The sequence below is a fragment of the Massilia sp. SYSU DXS3249 genome, from assembly GCF_053668055.1.
The window spans coordinates 236217-254547 of the sequence record NZ_JBSIPX010000004.1 but is presented as its reverse complement, the minus strand read 5'-3'; the positions used below and the strand labels follow the sequence as shown (position 1 = coordinate 254547).

At 65.1% G+C, this 18331-nt stretch carries 16 protein-coding genes; 2 read left to right on the top strand and 14 right to left on the bottom strand.

The annotated features are described in order from the left end of the window. Positions 1–37 precede the first annotated feature (37 nt). The 14 genes from lpxB to rpsB all read right to left on the bottom strand — a co-directional run bounded on the left by lpxB (position 38) and on the right by rpsB (position 14544). Positions 38–1207, bottom strand: coding sequence for a lipid-A-disaccharide synthase (gene lpxB / locus ACWCIA_RS07250; RefSeq protein ID WP_454161919.1), 1170 nt, complete (start codon positions 1205–1207; stop codon positions 38–40). Then, positions 1191–1979, bottom strand: coding sequence for an acyl-ACP--UDP-N-acetylglucosamine O-acyltransferase (gene lpxA, locus ACWCIA_RS07245; protein ID WP_454161918.1), 789 nt, complete (start codon positions 1977–1979; stop codon positions 1191–1193). Before lpxA ends, lpxB begins: the two co-directional genes overlap by 17 nt. Continuing rightward, positions 1979–2488 (bottom strand): 3-hydroxyacyl-ACP dehydratase FabZ, encoded by a 510-nt coding sequence (fabZ, locus tag ACWCIA_RS07240; RefSeq protein ID WP_454161917.1) that lies wholly within the window; start codon positions 2486–2488, stop codon positions 1979–1981. The genes lpxA and fabZ overlap by 1 nt, the downstream gene beginning before the upstream one ends. Further along, positions 2481–3569, bottom strand: a complete 1089-nt coding sequence (gene lpxD, locus ACWCIA_RS07235) for a UDP-3-O-(3-hydroxymyristoyl)glucosamine N-acyltransferase (protein WP_454161916.1) — start codon at positions 3567–3569, stop codon at positions 2481–2483. Before lpxD ends, fabZ begins: the two co-directional genes overlap by 8 nt. A gap of 4 nt (positions 3570–3573) precedes the next feature. Then, positions 3574–4089 (bottom strand): OmpH family outer membrane protein, encoded by a 516-nt coding sequence (locus ACWCIA_RS07230; protein WP_454161915.1) that lies wholly within the window; start codon positions 4087–4089, stop codon positions 3574–3576. A 34-nt stretch (positions 4090–4123) separates the two neighbouring features. Beyond that, positions 4124–6472 (bottom strand): outer membrane protein assembly factor BamA, encoded by a 2349-nt coding sequence (gene bamA, locus ACWCIA_RS07225; RefSeq protein WP_454161914.1) that lies wholly within the window; start codon positions 6470–6472, stop codon positions 4124–4126. Between the two features lie 213 nt (positions 6473–6685). Beyond that, complete coding sequence (rseP, locus tag ACWCIA_RS07220) at positions 6686–8035, bottom strand: RIP metalloprotease RseP (protein ID WP_454161913.1); 1350 nt, start codon at positions 8033–8035, stop codon at positions 6686–6688. Between the two features lie 50 nt (positions 8036–8085). Continuing rightward, positions 8086–9261, bottom strand: coding sequence for a 1-deoxy-D-xylulose-5-phosphate reductoisomerase (gene ispC, locus ACWCIA_RS07215; protein WP_454161912.1), 1176 nt, complete (start codon positions 9259–9261; stop codon positions 8086–8088). 10 nt (positions 9262–9271) lie between these two features. Continuing rightward, complete coding sequence (locus tag ACWCIA_RS07210) at positions 9272–10105, bottom strand: phosphatidate cytidylyltransferase (protein WP_454161911.1); 834 nt, start codon at positions 10103–10105, stop codon at positions 9272–9274. After that, a complete protein-coding gene (gene uppS, locus ACWCIA_RS07205; protein ID WP_454161910.1) occupies positions 10105–10866 on the bottom strand; it encodes a polyprenyl diphosphate synthase in 762 nt (253 codons plus the stop codon). Before uppS ends, ACWCIA_RS07210 begins: the two co-directional genes overlap by 1 nt. Before the next feature lie 124 nt (positions 10867–10990). Further along, positions 10991–11551, bottom strand: a complete 561-nt coding sequence (gene frr / locus ACWCIA_RS07200; RefSeq protein ID WP_454161909.1) for a ribosome recycling factor — start codon at positions 11549–11551, stop codon at positions 10991–10993. Positions 11552–11586: 35 nt separating this feature from the next. Next, entirely contained in the window at positions 11587–12303 is a 717-nt protein-coding gene (pyrH, locus tag ACWCIA_RS07195) for a UMP kinase (protein WP_454161908.1), read from the bottom strand. Positions 12304–12721: 418 nt separating this feature from the next. Further along, complete coding sequence (gene tsf / locus ACWCIA_RS07190; RefSeq protein WP_454161907.1) at positions 12722–13630, bottom strand: translation elongation factor Ts; 909 nt, start codon at positions 13628–13630, stop codon at positions 12722–12724. A 164-nt stretch (positions 13631–13794) separates the two neighbouring features. Next, positions 13795–14544, bottom strand: a complete 750-nt coding sequence (rpsB, locus tag ACWCIA_RS07185; RefSeq protein WP_454161906.1) for a 30S ribosomal protein S2 — start codon at positions 14542–14544, stop codon at positions 13795–13797. Between the two features lie 352 nt (positions 14545–14896). Between rpsB and map the strand changes: the two genes are divergently transcribed. Both map and ACWCIA_RS07175 read left to right on the top strand, forming a co-directional pair. After that, positions 14897–15724: a type I methionyl aminopeptidase gene (map, locus tag ACWCIA_RS07180; protein ID WP_454161905.1), complete on the top strand. Its 828-nt coding sequence runs from the start codon at positions 14897–14899 to the stop codon at positions 15722–15724. A gap of 6 nt (positions 15725–15730) precedes the next feature. After that, the gene (locus ACWCIA_RS07175; RefSeq protein WP_454161904.1) at positions 15731–18313 is read left to right on the top strand and encodes a [protein-PII] uridylyltransferase; all 2583 of its coding nucleotides are present in this window, start codon (positions 15731–15733) and stop codon (positions 18311–18313) included. The last annotated feature ends 18 nt before the right edge of the window (positions 18314–18331 follow it).

The following is an 18331-nucleotide window of genomic DNA, read 5'->3' as shown; positions in this document are numbered from 1 at the left end:
CTTGGTTGGTTACGTAGGGTCGCTCAGGCCCGGCCGCTCAGTTCCTGCCAATCACGCGCAGGACCGCCTGGGCGCTTTCCTGGGCGCTGTTGCGCAGCAGGCTGTGGTGCATGTCGAGGAAGCGTGCCGCCAGCTTATCGCGCAGCGCGGCATCGTTCAACTGCGCCCACACCGATTCCGCCATCGCCTCAGGCGTGGCCGCGTGCTGCAGCAGCTCCGGCACCAGGAATTCGCGCGCCAGGATGTTCGGCAGCCCGATCCAGGGCTGGTAGCCCATGTGGCGCATGATCTCCCAGGAGGCGCGCATGACCTTGTAGGCGATGGTCATCGGCTTCTTGAACAGCGCCACTTCCAGCGTCGCCGTTCCCGAGGCCACCAGCACCGCATCGGCTGCCGCGATCGCGGTGTGCGAATCGTCCACCAGCCGCACAGGCACGTCCTGCAGCCCGGCCCGCGCGACGATCTCGTTGAAGTAGGCGCGCTGCCGCTCGCCCGCCATCGGCACGACGAATGTCAGGCCGGGATCGCGTTTCGCAAGGAGGCCGGCGGCGCGCACGAACGGCTCGGCCAGGTATTTCAGTTCGCCCATGCGGCTGCCGGGCATGACGGTGACCACGCGCGCACCAGGCGCCAGGCCCAGGGTTGCACGCGCCGCCGCCACGTCCGGCACCAGCGGGATGGTTTCCGCCAGCGGATGGCCGATATAGGTCACCGGCACACCGGCGTCCCGGTAGATCTGCTCCTCGAAGGGGAAGATCACCAGCATGTGCGAGACCGCGCGCTGGATCTTCTTGATGCGCCCGCCGCGCCAGGCCCAGATCTGGGGACCGACGAAGTGGACGGTCGGGATGCCCTGCGCGCGCAGCTGCTCTTCCAGGCCGAGGTTAAAACCCGGATAGTCGGCGCCGATGAAGGCGGCCGGGCGCTCGGCCAGCAGGCGGTCGCGCAGGCGGTTCTGGATGCCCTTGATCTCGCGGTAGCGGGGAATGATCTCGAAGAGGCCGCGCACGGTGAGCGTCTCGAGCGGCACGTCGGAGACGAAACCCTGCTCGATCATGCGCGGGCCGCCGATGCCGTGGAAGCGCGCTTCCGGCAAGGCGGGACGCAGGCCCGCGATCAGGCGTGCGGCCAGCATGTCGCCGGACACCTCGCCGGCCACCATGGCCAGCGAGACGCCCGGGGACCCGGCTTCAGCGGACGATGCCACGGGTGGCCGCGCCGAGGAAGTCGCGCATGGCGCGGATATCCGCAGCCGCTTCCGGCATCTCGCTTTCGCTCTGCTCGAGGGCCGCCTTCGCTTCTTCCAGCGTCAGGTTCGAACGGTAGATGTGCTTGTAGGCGGCGCGGATGCCGTCGATCTGTGGACGGGTGAAGCCGCGGCGCTTGAGGCCTTCGATGTTGACGCCGCGCGCGCCGGCCGGGTTGCCCGAGACGAGGACGAATGGCGGCACGTCCTGGGTGAGACTGGTGTACATGCCGATGAAGGCATGGGCGCCGATCTTGCAGAACTGGTGCACGCCGGCGTAGCCGGACAGGATCGCGTGGTCGCCGACGTGGACGTGGCCGGCCAGCTGCGCATTGTTCGAGAAGATCGTGTGGCTGCCCACCTGGCAGTCGTGCGCCAGGTGCACGTAGGCCGAGATCCAGTTGTCGTCGCCCAGGCGGGTCACGCCTTCGTCCTGGGCCGTGCCCAGGTTCATGGTGACGAATTCGCGGATGGTGTTGTCGCTGCCGATCTCGAGGCGGGTCGGCTCGCCCTTCCACTTCTTGTCCTGGGGCGCGGCGCCGATCGAGCAGAACTGGAAGAACTTGTTGTTCTCGCCGATCGTCGTGTGGCCTTCGATGACCACGTGCGGGCCGACGACGGTGCCGGCGCCGATGCGCACGTTCGGGCCGATGATCGAGTACGGGCCGACCTCGACCGAGCTGTCGAGCTCGGCCTTCGGGTCGACGATCGCGCTCGCGTGAATCTTGCTCATTACTGCCCCGCTGCCGTGGTTGCCGCCGCGGCTGCCGCCGGCGCATTCTCGTTAGCGCGGATGGTGCACATCAGCTCACCCTCGACCGCGACCTTGCCGTCGACGCTGGCGACCGCCTTGTACTTCCAGATGCCGCGCGCCACGCGCAGGATCTCGACGTCCATCACCAACTGGTCGCCAGGACCCACCGGGCGCTTGAAGCGCGCGTTGTCGATGCCGACGAAATACACCACCGAATTCTCGTCCGGCTTCACGTCCATCGTCATGAAGGACAGGATGGCGGCGGTCTGCGCCATCGCCTCGATCATCAGCACGCCCGGCATGACCGGCTGGTGCGGGAAGTGGCCGTTGAAGAATTCTTCGTTGACGGTCACGTTCTTGATGGCGGTGATGCGCTTGCCGACTTCGACGTCGAGCACGCGGTCGACCAGCAGCAGCGGGTAACGGTGCGGCAGGTATTCCTTGATCTCGGTGATGCCGAGGGTACGCTTGGCTTGGGTATCAGTCATTTTCGGGTTTGCTTGGTTCGGTAATCGTTTTGATTGTTTTTTCCAGCGCGCGGATCTTGTCGCGCATGCCGTTCAGGTTGCGCACGATGGCGGCCGACTTTTCCCACTCGGCGTTCTTCGCCAGCGGGTAGAAGCCCGTGTACTGGCCCGGCTCGAGCACCGAGCGCGAGACCATGCTGCCCGAGGAGATGTGCACGTTGTCGGCGATCTCGAGGTGGCCCAGGACCATCGCCGCGCCGCCGAAGGTGCAGCGGCTGCCGATCTTCGCGCTGCCGGCCACGCCGACGCAGCCGGCCATGGCGGTATGCTTGCCGATGTGGCAGTTGTGGCCGATCTGGATCTGGTTGTCGAGCTTGACGCCGTCTTCGATGACGGTGTCGGCCAGGGCGCCGCGGTCGATCGAGGTGTTCGAGCCGATGTCGACGTCGTCGCCGATCAGCACGCGCCCGGTCTGCGGGATCTTGATGTAGACGCCCGCCTCGCTGGCGAAGCCGAAGCCGTCGCCGCCGATCACCGCGCCCGAGTGGACGATGCCGCGCGCGCCGATGACGCAGCGGCGGTGGAAGGTGACGTTGGCGAAGAAATGCGTGCCCTCGCCCACAGTCGCTTCACGGCCGATGAAGCAGCCGTGGTCGATGACCGCGCCCGCCTTGACCACCGCGCCGGCTTCGACCGTCACGTGCGGGCCGATGTGGGCCGAGGGGTCGACCTGGGCCGACGCGTCGACGACCGCGCTCGGGTGGATGCCGGGCGCCGGGGCTTCTTCTTCCAGCGACACGAAGTACTGCGCGGCGCGGGCGAAATAGGCGTAGGGGTTGGTGGTGACGATGCGTGCGCCGGCGTAGGTGGCGCTCACCGAGGTATTGTCCAGCGGCGACAGGATCAGCGCGGCGGCTTCGCTCTGGGCGGCCAGCGCGCGCAGCTTGCTGTTGGAGAGGAAGCTGATCTGGGTCGGGCCGGCGCTGTCGAGCGGTGCGATCGAGGCGACGACCAGGTCGGGATCGCCGGCCAGCTGGCCGCCGAAACGCTCGACCAGGTCGCCCAGGCGCACGCCCTTGGGGTTGATTTCGCGTGATTCCAAAATATTACTTGTCCAGCAGTTTCAGGATCTTGTCGGTGATGTCGATGCGCGGGCTCGACCACGCCGCTTCCTGCAGCACGGCGTCGAGCTTTTCCTGCTCGGCGATCTGTTCGATGATTTTGAAGGCCTTCTGGGCGATGGCGGCGCGTTCCTCGCCCTTGCGCTGCATCAGGTCTTCCGTGAATTCGCGCTGCATGCGCGTCACGTCCTTTTCCATGTCGAACAGTTCGCGCGCGCGGCGGGTGCGCTCGATGTCGGTCAGGCGCGGCGCGTCGGCGTCGAACTTCTCGCTCATCTGCTTGAACTTCGAGACCATCTCGTCGGTCGTCTTCTGGCGCTTCGAGAATTCGGCCTGGATCTTGGCGTCGGCGGCCTTGGCCATCTTCGATTCGGTCATCAGGCGCTCGGTGAATACGAAGCCGATACGGCCCGTCGTCTGCGCCATGGCGGGCAGCGCGCTGGCGCACAGCGCCGCCAGCAATACAGTGCGCGGCAGCAAGGCTATCAGGGTTTTCAACATAATTCTCCGAGTAAAAAGGTAATGCCGGGGCCGGTCAGAAGCCCGTGCCCATCTGGAACTGGAAGCGCTCGAGCTGGTCGCCCGGTTTCGCGTTCAGGGGCTTAGCATAACTCAGGCGCAGCGGTCCGACCGGGGAAATCCACGACAGGCCGATACCGGCCGAGTAGCGCAGCTCGCCCAGGTAAATCTTCGACTTCTCCTGGAACACCTGGCCGCCGTCGGCGAAGGTGAACCAGCGCAGGCTGCGGTCCTTGCTGCCCGGGAACGGGAACTGCAGTTCGACGTTGCCGATCACGCGCTTCGAGCCGCCGATGGCGTCGCCGTAGACCGGGTCGACCACGCCCAGCGTCGAGCTCTCGTAGCCGCGCACCGAGCCGATGCCGCCGGCGTAGAAGTTCTTGAAGACCGGGTAGGCGTCGCCGCCGATGCCTTTGCCGTAATCGAGCTCGCCGCGCAGGGCCAGCGTCATCCAGGAAGTCAGCGGACGGTACCACTGGTGTTCGTACACCAGGCGGTAGTACTTGGCGTCGCCGATCGCGTCGATCTCGACGTTCGCACGCTGGTAGCGGCCGATGCTCGGGGTCAGCGCGCTGTCGCGGCTGTCGCGGCCCCAGGCCACGGTCAGCGGGATCGCCAGACTCTTGCCGGTGCCGATACCGAAGTTCGGGCCCGGCTCGCTCGGCCCGCCGTTCTGCGCCACGTACTGGCGGTACAGGGTCGGGCTGGTCTCGTCGGTGGTCAGCGTGGTGCGCTCGAGGCCGGCGCCGAAGTAGACGGTGTCGGTTTCCGAGAACGGCACGCCGAAGGTCATGTTGCCGCCGGCCTGGCGCACCGTGTAGGAACCGATGTTCGACAGCGGCGGACGGGTCGTGCGCAGGTAGACCTGGAAGGCGCGCGAGATGCCGTCGTCGGTGAAGTACGGGTTGGTGTTCGAGAACGCGATCGTGCGGCTGTACTTCGAGGTGTTCAGGTCGATGCCGACGGTCTGGCCGCTGCCCGCGAAGTTGGCCTGCTGGATCGACGCCGTGAAGGTGAACTTCTCGGCCTGCGAGAACGAACCGCCGATCATGAAGTTACCGGTCGGCTTTTCCTCGACCGTCAGGTTGACGTCGACCTGGTCGCCGGTGCCCGGGGACTCCGGCGTGTCGACCTTGACTTCCTTGAAGTAGCCGAGGCGGTCGACGCGGTCGCGCGAGAGCTTGACGCGGTCGGCGTCGTACCAGGCGCCTTCGAACTGGCGGAATTCGCGGCGGATCACCTCGTCGCGGGTGACGGTGTTGCCGGCGATGTTAATGTGGCGCACGTAGGCGCGCTTGCCCGGATCGACGATGAAGGTGAAGGCGACTTCGCGCTTCTCGCGGTTGATCTCGGGGTTGGCGTTGACGTTGGCAAAGGCGTAGCCGAAGGTGGCCAGGCGGCCGGCGATCCGCTTGTTGGTCAGTTCCTGCAGCGCGCCCGAATACGGCTTGCCCGGCTGGAGCACGATCAGCTGGCGCAGTTCCTCCTCGCGCCCGAAGGTCTCGCCTTCCAGGGCCACGCTGGAGACGGTGTACTTCTCGCCTTCGGTGATGTTGATCGTGAGGTAGATGTCCTTCTTGTCCGGCGTGATCGACACCTGGGTCGATTCGACGTTCGCTTCGAGGTAGCCGCGGTCGAGGTAGAAGGACTTGATCGCTTCCAGGTCGCCGGTCAGCTTGGTCTTGGAATACTGGTCGGCCTTCGAATACCAGGTCAGCCAGCCCGAGGTCGAGAGCTGCAGCACGTCGCGCAGTTCCTTGTCCGAGAAGGCCTTGTTGCCGACGATGTTGATGCCCTTGATGCGCGCGACGTCGCCTTCGTCGACGTTGAACATGACGTTGACGCGGTTACGCTCGATCGGGGTGATGGTGGTCGTGATCTTCACGCCGTACAGGCCGTGCGACAGGTACTGGCGCTTGAGTTCCTGCTCGGCGCGGTCGACCGAGGCCTTGTCGTAGATCTTGGTCTCGCCCACGCCGATGTCGCGCAGGGCCTTGATCAGCATGTCCTTCTCGAATTCCTTGGTGCCCGTGAAATCGACGGCGGCGATCGCCGGGCGTTCCTCGACCAGCACCACCAGCACGCCGTTTTCCTCTTCGAGGCGGATGTCCTTGAAGAAGCCGGTCGCGTACAGCGCCTTGATGGCGGCGACGCTCTTCTCGTCGTTGAAGGTCTCGCCCACACGCACCGGCAGGTAGCTGAACACGGTGCCCGCCTCGGTGCGCTGGATGCCTTCGATCCGGATGTCCTTGACGACGAACGGATTGACGGCAAGCGCGGGGCCGGCGCACAGGGCCAGCACAGCCGCGCCGATCAGGCTGCGGCGAACGAACGGCAGGGCAAAACGATCTTGTTGTGATTTCATTGGCTAAATCAATGGTCAGTCATTGGACAACGTACATATTCTTGGAGACCTCGCTAGCCTACTGCGCGTTGCACTGTCGGCCTGTGCCACCAAGGTGATAGCTCGCTGTACTTGTCGTACAGTGAGCACAACCCCCTTGGGGGCTCGGCCAACATTGCTGCCGCTCGCTACGGCTTTCGAGGTCCCCTCTATTCTGCCGGTATCGCAGTGTCCTTAAAGCCGCTGCGACAGGTCATTGAAGACGGCGAGCGCCATCAGCATGAACAGCAGGGCCACCCCCGCACGCTGTGCGAATGCGGTGATCCGCTCGGGCAGGGGGCGCCCGGTCAAAACTTCCAGCGAATAATACAGCAAATGGCCACCATCGAGCACGGGTATTGGTAACAGATTCATTACACCAAGGCTCACGCTGACGACCGCGATGAAGCCCAAAAAGGTCGCGAGACCGAGGCGCGCGGTCTGTCCCGCGTAGTCGGCAATGGCGATCGGGCCGGTGATGTTCTTGAGCGAAGCCTGGCCGGTGACGATCTTGCCGATCATCTTGAAGGTCAGCACCGTCATCTCCCAGGTGCGGCGCGCGCCCTTCTCGACCGCCTCCAGCGGGCCGGACTGCACCGTCACCCGTTCGAGCGCGGGCTCGAGCTGGACGGCGGCGATGCCCTGCCCTTTCGGGTCGCGTGCCGGGGTCAGCGGCAAGGCGATGGTCTGGCTGCCGCGGCGCACCTGCAGCTGCATGGTGCGCCCTGGCGCGGCGCGCACCGCCTGCACGAAGTCGGCGGCGTGCGCGAAGGACTTGCCGTCGGCGCCGAGGACGATGTCGCCCGGACGCAGGCCGGCACGCTCGCCGGCGCCGCCCTCGACCAGCTTGCCGACGACGGGCATGCCGATCCAGACGTCCAGGCCCAGGGTGGCCATGACGTCGGCTTCCGGGTTGGTCTTCGCGATCTCGGCCTGCGGGATGGTGGCCGCGTAGCTGCTGCCGTTGGCGGCGCGCACGTCGAAACGGGCCTCGTCCTTGTCGATGGCCAGGTGGGTCATCTGCCAGCGCAGGTCGCCCCAGGACGCGACCGGCTCGCCGTTGACGGCGACGATGCTGTCGCCGCCGCGCAGGCCGGCGGCATACGCCGGGGTGTTCTCGGCCATCGGGCGCAGCTTGGTGGCCGGCTCCTCGGTACCGTGCACGAAGAGCGCGGCGAACAGCGCGATCGCGAGCAGGAAGTTGGCGGTCGGGCCGGCGGCGACAATGGCGATGCGCTTCCAGACGTTCTGGCGCGCAAAGTCACGATGCGAGTCGCGTGCCGCATCTTTCGGGTCGATCGGCGCCGTCGACGGATCGCGGCTGTCGAGCATCTGCACGTAGCCGCCCAGCGGCAGCGCGGAAACGGCCCATTCGGTCTGGTCGGGGCCGAAGCGGCGCGACCACACGACCTTGCCCATGCCGAGCGAGAAGCGCAGCACCTTGACGCCGCAGGCGCGCGCCACCCAGTAGTGACCGAGCTCGTGGAAGATGATCAGCGGCCCCAGCGCAAGCAGGAAGGCCACCGCGGTATAGAGGAAACTCATGGCGTGTCTCGAACCCTGTGAGGGGAAATTAGCAGGAGGTTAGCGCAACGTCAGCGGACCACGCCGGCGACGATCTGCCGGGCGGCGCTGCGCGCCTGCGCATCCTGTGCCATCACGGCGGCGATGTCGCTGGCGGCGCCGTGCGGCACCTCGTCCATCACGCGGCGCACCACGCGGTCGATGTCGCGGAACCCGATGCGGCGCTCGAGGAAGGCCTCGACCGCGATCTCGTTGGCGGCGTTCAGCAGGGCCGGCGCGGTGCCGCCCGCGCGCAGTGCATCGAACGCCAATGCCAGGCAGGGGAAGCGCTCGAAGTCGGGCTGGTAGAACTGCAGCGCGCCCATCGTCGTCAGGTCGAGCTGGGCGACGCCGGAAGCGATGCGTTCCGGGAAGGCCAGCGCGTGGGCGATCGGGGTGCGCATGTCGGGGTTGCCGAGCTGGGCCAGCACCGAGCCGTCGACGTAGGAGACCATCGAGTGGATCACGCTTTGCGGGTGGATCACGACCTCGATCAGGTCGGCCGGCGCGCCGAACAGCCAGTGCGCCTCGATCACTTCCAGGCCCTTGTTCATCATGGTCGCGGAGTCGACCGAGATCTTGCGGCCCATCGACCAGTTCGGGTGCTTGCAGGCTTCTTCGGGCGTCACGTCTTCCAGGCTCTCGACGGCGCGCGCCAGGAAGGGGCCGCCGGAGGCCGTCAGCAGGATCTTGGCGACGCCGGCCGCGCCTGGCTCACGCGCATACGTGGCGGGCAGCGACTGGAAGATCGCATTGTGTTCGCTGTCGATCGGCAGCAGGGTCGCCTTGTGCTCGCGCACGGCGTCCATGAAGAGCTGGCCGGACATGACCAGGGCTTCCTTGTTCGCCAGCAGGATCTTCTTCCCTGCCCTGGCGGCGGCCAGCGTGGGCGCCAGGCCGGCCGCGCCGACGATGGCGGCCATCACGGTGTCGGTGTCCGGGCTGGAAGCGATCTCGCACAGGGCCGCTTCGCCCCAGGCGATATCGACCGGCAGGCCGGCCAGCAAGCGCGCCAATTCGTCGGCGGCCCGGGCGCTGCCGACGACGGCGCGCTGCGGGCGGAATTGGCGGCATTGGGCGGCCAGCTCTTCGACGCGGCTGTGCGCCGACAGTGCGTACACCTGGTACTGCCCGGGGTGACGCGCGAGCACGTCGAGGGTCGAGACGCCGATGGAGCCGGTGGCGCCCAAAATGGTGATGCGTTGCATGTGAAACTCCTTACAGCCAGGCGCCGATCAGGGCCGCCAGCGGCAGCACGGGCACCAGGGCGTCGATCCGGTCGAGCACCCCGCCATGGCCAGGCAGCAGGTTGCTGCTGTCCTTCATGCCGGCACGGCGCTTGAGCTGGGATTCGAACAGGTCGCCGACGACACTGGCGGCGACGATCAGGATCAGGGTGACGTACAGGGCGGCCCAGCCGAGGCTGGCCTGCACGCGGACCGGGAAGGTATTCGCGAGGGACTCGCCGCCGAACAGGACGACGAGCGTCGCCACGACCAGCACGGCGATGCAGCCTCCATACACGCCTTCCCAGGACTTGCCGGGCGAGATCGAGGGTGCGAGCTTGCGCTTGCCGAAGGCCTTGCCCGAGAAGTAGGCAAAGATGTCGGCACACCAGACGATGGCCAGCACCGACAGCAGGTAGAGCGGCGAGTAGGCGTACAGGGTCACGATGGCGGCGAAGCAGCCCACCAGCGAGACCGCATAGGTCAGGCTGAGCAGCGTGTTGGCGCTGCTGTCCAGGGCCGGCAGGCCGATCTTCAGCGAGGGCACGAAGCGCAGCACCCAGACCATGACGCTGATCACGAACCAGAAGGTGCGGCTGCTGCCGGTATCGGCAACGAAGAAGGTCCAGGCAAAGGCGGCCGTCCAGAACAGGGCGACCAGCGCCGCCTTGCCGGACTTCGGGTTAAACAGGCGGAAGGTTTCCCAGACTGCCGCTCCGAAGAAGGCAGTGGCCACCACCGCAAAGGCTGTGTAGTTGTTGGAATACAGGACCGGCAGCAGGACTGCCAGCAGCACGAGCGCGGTGATGATCCGGGTTTTCAGCATCAGCTTGTCTTATTGGCTTTGTTGGCTACTTGCTCGCCGGTGCGGCCGAAACGGCGCTCGCGGCTCTGGTAGGACGCGATCGCCGCGTCCAGCGACTCGACCGAGAAGTCGGGCCAGTAGGTGTCGGTGAAGTACAGCTCGGAATAGGCCAGCTGCCACAGCAGGAAGTTGGAGATGCGCTCTTCCCCGCCGGTGCGGATGAACAGGTCCGGTTCCGGCGCATAGGCCATCGCCAGGTGCGGCGCCAGCATGTCTTCCGTAAATTCGGTCACGCCCGGGTTGGCGGCGACCATCTTGCTGGTCGCCTGCATGATGTCCCAGCGGCCGCCGTAGTTGGCGCAGACGGTGACGGTCAGGCGGGTGTTGCCGGCGGTGCGGCGCTCGGCGTTGGCGATCATCTCGCGCAGCTTCGCATCGAAGCGCGACAGGTCGCCGACGACCTTCAGCCGGATGTTATTCGCGTGCATTTTCGAGACTTCGCGCTCGAGCGCCGTGACGAACAGGCGCATCAGCAGCGAGACTTCCTCTTCCGGGCGGCGCCAGTTTTCCGACGAGAACGCGAACAGGGTCAGGTATTCCACCCCGCGCAACACGCAGGCCTCGACCACGCCGCGCACGGCCTCGACACCCTTGACGTGGCCCGCCACGCGCGGCAGCAGGCGCTTGGTCGCCCAGCGGCCGTTACCGTCCATGATGACAGCGATATGGCGCGGGACGGCCGGCACATCGGGAACTGCAGTCGTCGAACTCTTGAAGATCATAAATCCATTGCCTTGACGGCGAATACCGAAGAAAAAACGAAACCGCCCGCGGCAGGAGCGCGCAGGCTGTTCGATGTACTACTTGCTTCCGACCGCACCCGGCAATGCCGGGCGCGCCAGCATATTACACGGTCAGGACTTCTTTTTCCTTTTCCGCGACCATCTTGTCGATGTCGGCGACGAATTTGTCGGTCAGCTTCTGGATGTCGTCCGAGGCGCGGCGCTCGTCGTCTTCCGAGGCGGTCTTGTCCTTGACCATCTTCTTGAGCTGCTCGTTGGCGTCGCGGCGGATGTTGCGCACGGCAATCTTCGCGTCTTCGGCTTCCGACTTGACCAGCTTGACCATCTCCTTGCGGCGCTCTTCGGTCAGCGGCGGGGTCGGCACGCGCACCAGTTCGCCGAAGGTCGACGGATTCAGGCCGAGGTCGGAATCGCGGATCGCCTTTTCGATGGTGCTCAGCATCTTCTTCTCGTAAGGCTGCACGCCGATGGTGCGGGCGTCGAGCAGGGTCAGGTTGGCCACGCCGGAGAGCGGGGTCGGCGAACCGTAGTAATCGACCATGATGTGGTCGAGGATGCCGGTGTGGGCACGGCCGGTACGAACCTTGGCCAGGTCGGCGCGCAGGGTTTCGATGGACTTGTTCATGCGCTCTTGCGCATTCTTCTTCACGTCAGCTAAGGACATGCTGCTCTCCTGTTATTGGATGTGAGTGGTGGTGATTAAACGTGGACCAGGGTGCCTTCGTCTTCGCCCATGATCACCCGCATCAGGGCGCCCGGCTTGACGATGGAGAACACCTTGATCGGCAGCTTCTGGTCGCGGCACAGGGCGAACGCGGTGGCGTCCATCACCTGCAGCTGCTTCGAGATCGCCTCGTCGAACGAGATCGACTCGTAGCGGGTCGCATTCGGGTCTTTCTTCGGATCGGCAGTATAGACGCCATCGACCTTGGTGGCCTTCAGGACGATCTCGGCCGAGATTTCCGAGCCGCGCAGGGCAGCGGCGGTGTCGGTGGTGAAGAAGGGGTTGCCGGTGCCGGCGGCAAAGACGACGACCTTGCCTTCTTCCAGGTATTGCAGCGCTTTCGGGCGCACGTAGGGCTCGACCACCTGCTCGATGCCGATGGCCGACATCACGCGGGCGGTGATGCCGACGTGGCGCATGGCGTCGGCCAGGGCCAGCGCGTTCATGACGGTCGCCAGCATGCCCATGTAGTCGGCGGTGGCGCGGTCCATGCCTTGCGCACCCGGGGCCACGCCACGGAAGATGTTGCCGCCGCCAATCACGACCGCCACCTCGACACCCGCCTTGGCCACTTCCGCGACGTCGGCGACCATGCGGTCGATGGTGGCGCGATTGATGCCGAACTGATCGTCGCCCATCAGCGCTTCGCCAGACAGTTTCAGGAGGACTCGTTGGTAGGCTGGTTTTGTCATGATGAAGCGCTCTCCTATGTATTGTGTCGAATTCGGGTCCGGCCGCAGGTGGAAGCCTGGGCCTCATCTGCAACAATGTACAGATGGCGGGCGAAAGAGCGCGCACGGCCGAAGCGGCCCGCCGTCTTTCGCCCTTGTAGGGTGGGCACTTGTGCCCACGCCGCCGGGCACCTGAACGCCTCTGCGTTGGTGCCGGCCTGCGGCACCGGCCGTCCGGATGCACGCAACGCGTGTCCACGCTCGAGGCCTCCTGCGGATGGCGCAATGCGCACAAGGGGCACCGCGTGGGCACAAGTGCCCACCCTACGAAACCCGGCGCGCAAGCGCCAAGGTTGCCAACCGCCGTCGCCGGCAGGCCGGAAACCCGACGGCGTAAACCGTCAGGTTAAAAAAACGGGCCTTCCGGCCCGCTTTCACATTACTGCTTGTTAGCAGCCATCTGTGCTGCAACTTCTGCTGCGAAGTCGTCGACCTTCTTCTCGATGCCCTCGCCCACGACGTACATCGTGAACGCCTTCACCGTGGTGTTGGTTGCCTTCAGCATCTGCTCGATCGACTGCTTGTCGTTCTTCACGAACGTCTGGTTCAGCAGCGACACTTCCTTCAGGTACTTCTGGACCGAACCTTCGAGGCGCTTGGCCAGGATTTCCGGCGACTGTGCAGGCTTGCCTGCGGCAGCGGCTGCGTCCGCATCTTCCTGGGCTTTCAGCTGGGCGACCGAACGCTCTTTCTCGATCAGTTCAGCAGGCACGCCTTCCGACGACAGGGCGACCGGCTTCATCGCGGCGATGTGCATCGCGACGTCCTTGCCGACCTGCTCGTCCGCGCCTTCGTACTCGACCATGACGCCGATACGGGTGCCGTGCAGGTAGGAAGCCAGCTTGCCGGTGGTTTCGAAACGCTGGAAGCGGCGCACGGTCATATTCTCACCGATTTTGCCGATCAGTGCCGAACGCAGTTGGTCAAACGTCTGGCCGCCGACGTCCAGTGCCGACAGGGCTGCGACGTCCGCAGGGTTCTGCTCGGCGACCAGCTTGGCTGCCAGGTTGGCCATGGCCAGGAACTCGTCGTTCTTGGCGACGAAGTCGGTTTCGCTGTTGATTTCGACCAGCGCGCCGACGTTGCCGGCGATGTACGAAGCGACCACGCCTTCGGCGGTCACGCGTGCCGACGCCTTCGATGCCTTGCCGCCCAGCTTGACGCGCAGGATCTCTTCGGCACGACCCATGTCGCCTTCGGCTTCGGTCAGGGCCTTCTTGCATTCCATCATAGGCGCATCGGTCTTCGCGCGCAGTTCGCCAACCATCGCTGCAGTAATTGCTGCCATGTTTCTCTCCTAAATGTGATTCATGAAATGGACGACATTCATATCGCCCACGCATTAATTTTTAATGCTTTTAATGAAATTCTTTGCTTAAAAAAAGGGGTGCTCAGCTTTGGCTCGGCACCCCTTTTTTCGTGCGGCAGACCAGGCGGCCCACCCTTTCGGCATTACGCCTGCTCGGACACTTCGACGAAGTCGTCGCCGCCGGCCTTGACCATCTCAACGACTTCGTTGGTGGCGTTGGCACGGCCTTCCAGGATCGCATCGGCGACGCCGCGTGCGTACAGGGTGATCGCCTTCGACGAGTCGTCGTTGCCTGGGATCACGTGGGTCACGCCTTCTGGCGAGTGGTTGGTATCGACGATGCCGATGACCGGGATGCCCAGCTTGCCGGCTTCGGTGATGGTGCCCTTGTGGTAGCCGACGTCGACGACGAAGATCGCGTCAGGCACGCCGCCCAGGTCCTTGATGCCGCCGATCGACTTCTGCAGCTTGACCATTTCGCGCTGGAACATCAGCGCTTCTTTTTTCGACAGCTTCTCGACCGAACCGTCTTCCACTTGCGCTTCCATGTCCTTCAGGCGCTTGATCGAGGTCTTGATGGTCTTGAAGTTGGTCAGCATGCCGCCCAGCCAGCGCTGGTCGACGTAAGGAACACCAGCGCGCTGGGCTTCAGCGGCGATGATGTCGCGCGCCTGGCGCTTGGTGCCGACCATCAGGATGGTGCCGCGGTTGGCCGAGATCTGCTTGATGGTCTTCATCGCATCCTGGTACATCGCCATGGTCTTTTCCAGGTTGATGATGTGGATCTTGTTGCGATGACCGAAGATGAACGGTGCCATCTTTGGGTTCCAGAAACGGGTCTGGTGGCCGAAGTGAATACCGGCTTCCAGCATTTCGCGCATAGTAACGGACATGTAATTCTCCAGGGTTAAGTCTTGAATATCGGCCAGTCACCTCGAGGGCACCCTTTGAGGCCGATTTCGCGATTTGAATAAAATAAAAATGGACTACTTTTGCAACATTGCCGGACCTCAGTCCAAGCAACCCGAGATTCTAGCGGGATTTCACCCGCTTTTCAAGTGTCGCGTTCGCAATCCAGCCGGGCGCTTTCGTTTTCGCTGCCTGGGCTTTCGCTACCGGGGCATTGCCCAGGCAGCGCCCCGGCAACGGCTTTGGCTATCCCTTATAATGCAGGGAATATTGCAAAGGGCACCACGCGGCAGCAATGCGGGCCCGGCGCGCATCACCTAACCGAACCGATCCTTTATGTCCATTTCCATCAAAACCCCGGAAGAAATCGAAGGCATGCGCCTGGCCGGCCGCCTCGGCGCCGAAGTGCTCGACTACATCACGCCCTTCGTGAAGGCCGGCGTGACCACGGGCGAACTCGACCGTCTGTGCCACGAATACATGGTCAACGTGCAAGGCACGACGCCGGCCCCGCTGAACTACGCGCCGCCGGGCTACCCGCCCTTCCCGAAAGCCGTCTGCACCTCGCTCAACGACGTGATCTGCCACGGCATCCCGGGCGACAAGGTTCTGAAAAACGGCGACGTGATGAACATCGACGTCACCATCATCACCAAGGATGGCTTCCATGGCGACAACAGCCGCATGTTCTTCATCGGCGAGCCCTCGATCCTGGCGAAACGGCTGACCGAAGTGACCTACGAGTGCATGTGGCTCGGCATCTCGAAGGTCAAGCCGGGCGCCTACCTGGGCGACATTGGCCACGCCATCCAGCAGCACGCCGAGAAGAACGGCTACAGTGTGGTGCGCGAATTCTGCGGCCACGGCATCGGCCGCGTCTTCCACGAGGAACCGCAGGTGCTGCACTACGGCAAGCCGGGCACCCTGGAAAAGCTGGAGCCGGGCATGATCTTCACCATCGAGCCAATGATCAATGCCGGCCGCCGCGAGATCAAGGAAATGCCGGACGGCTGGACCATCAAGACCAAGGACCGCAGCCTGTCGGCGCAGTGGGAGCACATGATCCTCGTGACCGAAACCGGCTACGAAGTGCTGACCACGTCCGCCGGCGCCCCGCCGCCGCCCGCCTTCATCAGCGCCGCCAAAGACGCCGTCCCGGCATAAGGAGCTGTGGTGTCCGCCGCCCTCCTGGACCAGGCCAGGCCCGAACTGAAAGCCCGGCTGAAAGCCGAGCGCCAGGCCCTGTTCCACGCCTTCCGCGAGGACGGCAAGCCGGAGAAGCTGCTGCGCGGCCTGCGCCAACTCGTCGACGACATCCTCGGCGAGGCCTGGCTGGCCGCGCGCCTGCCCGCCAATACGGCCCTGGTCGGCGTCGGCGGCTACGGCCGCGGCGAACTCTTCCCCCATTCCGACGTCGACCTCCTGATCCTGCTCGGCGCGCGGCCCGACGCCATCACCCAGGCCAAACTGGAAAGCCTGGTGCAGCTGCTGTGGGACCTCGGACTCGAGATCGGGCACAGCATCCGCACCGTCGACGAGTGCATGAGCGAATCCGCGGCCGACATCACGGTGCAAACGAGCCTGCTGGAAGCGCGCCTGGTCACCGGCGACGCCCAGCTCTTCGAGCAGCTCCAGCAGCGCTACCAGGAAGCGCTCGACCCGCGCGCCTTCTTCCAGGCCAAGACCGCCGAGATGCGCCTGCGCCATGCGAAATACGAATACACCGCCTTTTCGCTGGAGCCGAACTGCAAGGAAAGCCCGGGCGCGCTGCGCGACCTGCAGGTGATCCTGTGGGTGGCCAAGGCGGCGGGCCTCGCCAATTCCTGGGGCCAGTTCGCCACGCGCGAACTGATCACCCACGAGGAAGCGCGCCAGCTGATGGAAAAGGAGCGCGCCTTCAAGGACATCCGCGTGCGCCTGCACCTGCACACGGGCCGGCGCGAAGACCGCCTGCTGTTCGACGTGCAGACGGCGATTGCCGAATCCTTCGGCCTGACCAGCGACGCGCCGGGCGAAGGCGCACGCCGCGCTTCCGAATACCTGATGCAGCGCTACTACTGGGCGGCCAAGACCGTCACCCAGCTCAACACCATCCTGCTGCAGAACATCGAAGCGCGCCTGTTCCCGCAGCCGACGGTGCCCGTGCCCATCAACGCTTGCTTCAACGACGTCAACGGCTTCATCGACATCGCCCACGACGACACCTTCGAGAAAACGCCTTCGGCGCTGCTCGAGATCTTCGTGGCCATGACCGAGCGTCCCGACATCAAGGGCATGACCGCGCGCACCACGCGCGCGCTGTGGCATGCGCGTAACCTGATCGACGAGGCCTACCGGCGCGACCCGGTCAACCGCGCCCACTTCCTGCGTGTCTTGAAGGCCCCGGTCGGGCTGGTGCACGCGCTGCGCCGCATGAACGACATGGGCATCCTCGGGCGCTACCTGCCGAACTTCCGCCGCATCGTCGGCCAGATGCAGCACGACCTGTTCCACGTCTACACGGTCGACCAGCACATCATGATGGTGGTGCGTAACCTGCGCCGCTTCACGATGAGCGAGCACGCGCACGAATACCCCTTCTGCAGCCAGTTGATCGCCAACTTCCGCGACCGCTGGCTCTTGTATGTGGCCGCCCTCTTCCACGACATCGCCAAGGGCCGCGGCGGCGACCATTCCGAACTGGGACAGGAAGACGCGCGCGAATTCTGCCGCGACCACGGCCTGTCCGACGCCGACACCGAACTGGTCGTGTTCCTGGTCGCGCAGCACCTGACCATGTCGCAGGTCGCGCAGAAGCAGGACCTGTCCGACCCGGACGTGGTCCAGGCCTTCGCCGCGCTGGTGAAGGACGAGCGCCACCTGACCGCCCTCTACCTGCTCACGGTCGCCGACATCCGCGGCACCAGCCCCAAGGTGTGGAACGCGTGGAAGGCGAAGCTGCTCGAGGACCTGTACCGCATCACGCTGCGCGTGCTGGGCGGCGAGCCGCATTCGGCCGACCGCGAGCTGCGCATGCGCCAGCAGGAAGCCCTGGCCACGCTGCGCCTGTTCGGCCTGCCCGCCAACGCGCACGAAGCGCTCTGGAACCAGCTCGACGTGGTCTACTTCCTGCGCCACGACGCTTCCGACATCGCCTGGCAGACGCGCTTCCTGCACGACAAGCTGCAAAGCGCCAGGCCGGTCGTCAAGGCGCGCCTGGCGCCCATCGGCGAAGGCCTGCAGGTGGCCGTCTACGTGAAGGACCAGCCCGACCTGTTCGCGCGCATCTGCAGCTATTTCGACCGCAAGAACTTCAGCATCCTCGACGCCAAGATCCATACCACGCGCGACGGCTATGCGCTCGACAGCTTCCTCGTCACCGAGGAAAACTTCGCGCGCCACTACCGCGACATCATCAGCCTGATCGAGCACGAACTGACCGGCCTGCTGGAGGCCCAGGCGCCGCTGCCGCCAGCGTCGCGTGCGCGCCTGTCGCGCCTGTCGCGCCACTTCCCGGTCGCGCCCAGCGTCGAGCTGCGGCCCGACGAGCGCGGCCAGCACTACCTGCTGTCGATCGCCGCCAACGACCGCACCGGCCTGCTGTATGCGATCGCCAGCGTCCTGGCGCGCTACCGCATCAACGTGCACACGGCGAAGATCATGACCCTGGGCGAGCGCGTCGAAGACGTCTTCCTCGTCGAGGGGTCCAGCCTCAACAACCCGCGCACGCTGGTGCAGCTCGAGACCGAGCTGCTCGATGCGCTGGCAATCTGAAACACATCGTCTTATTTC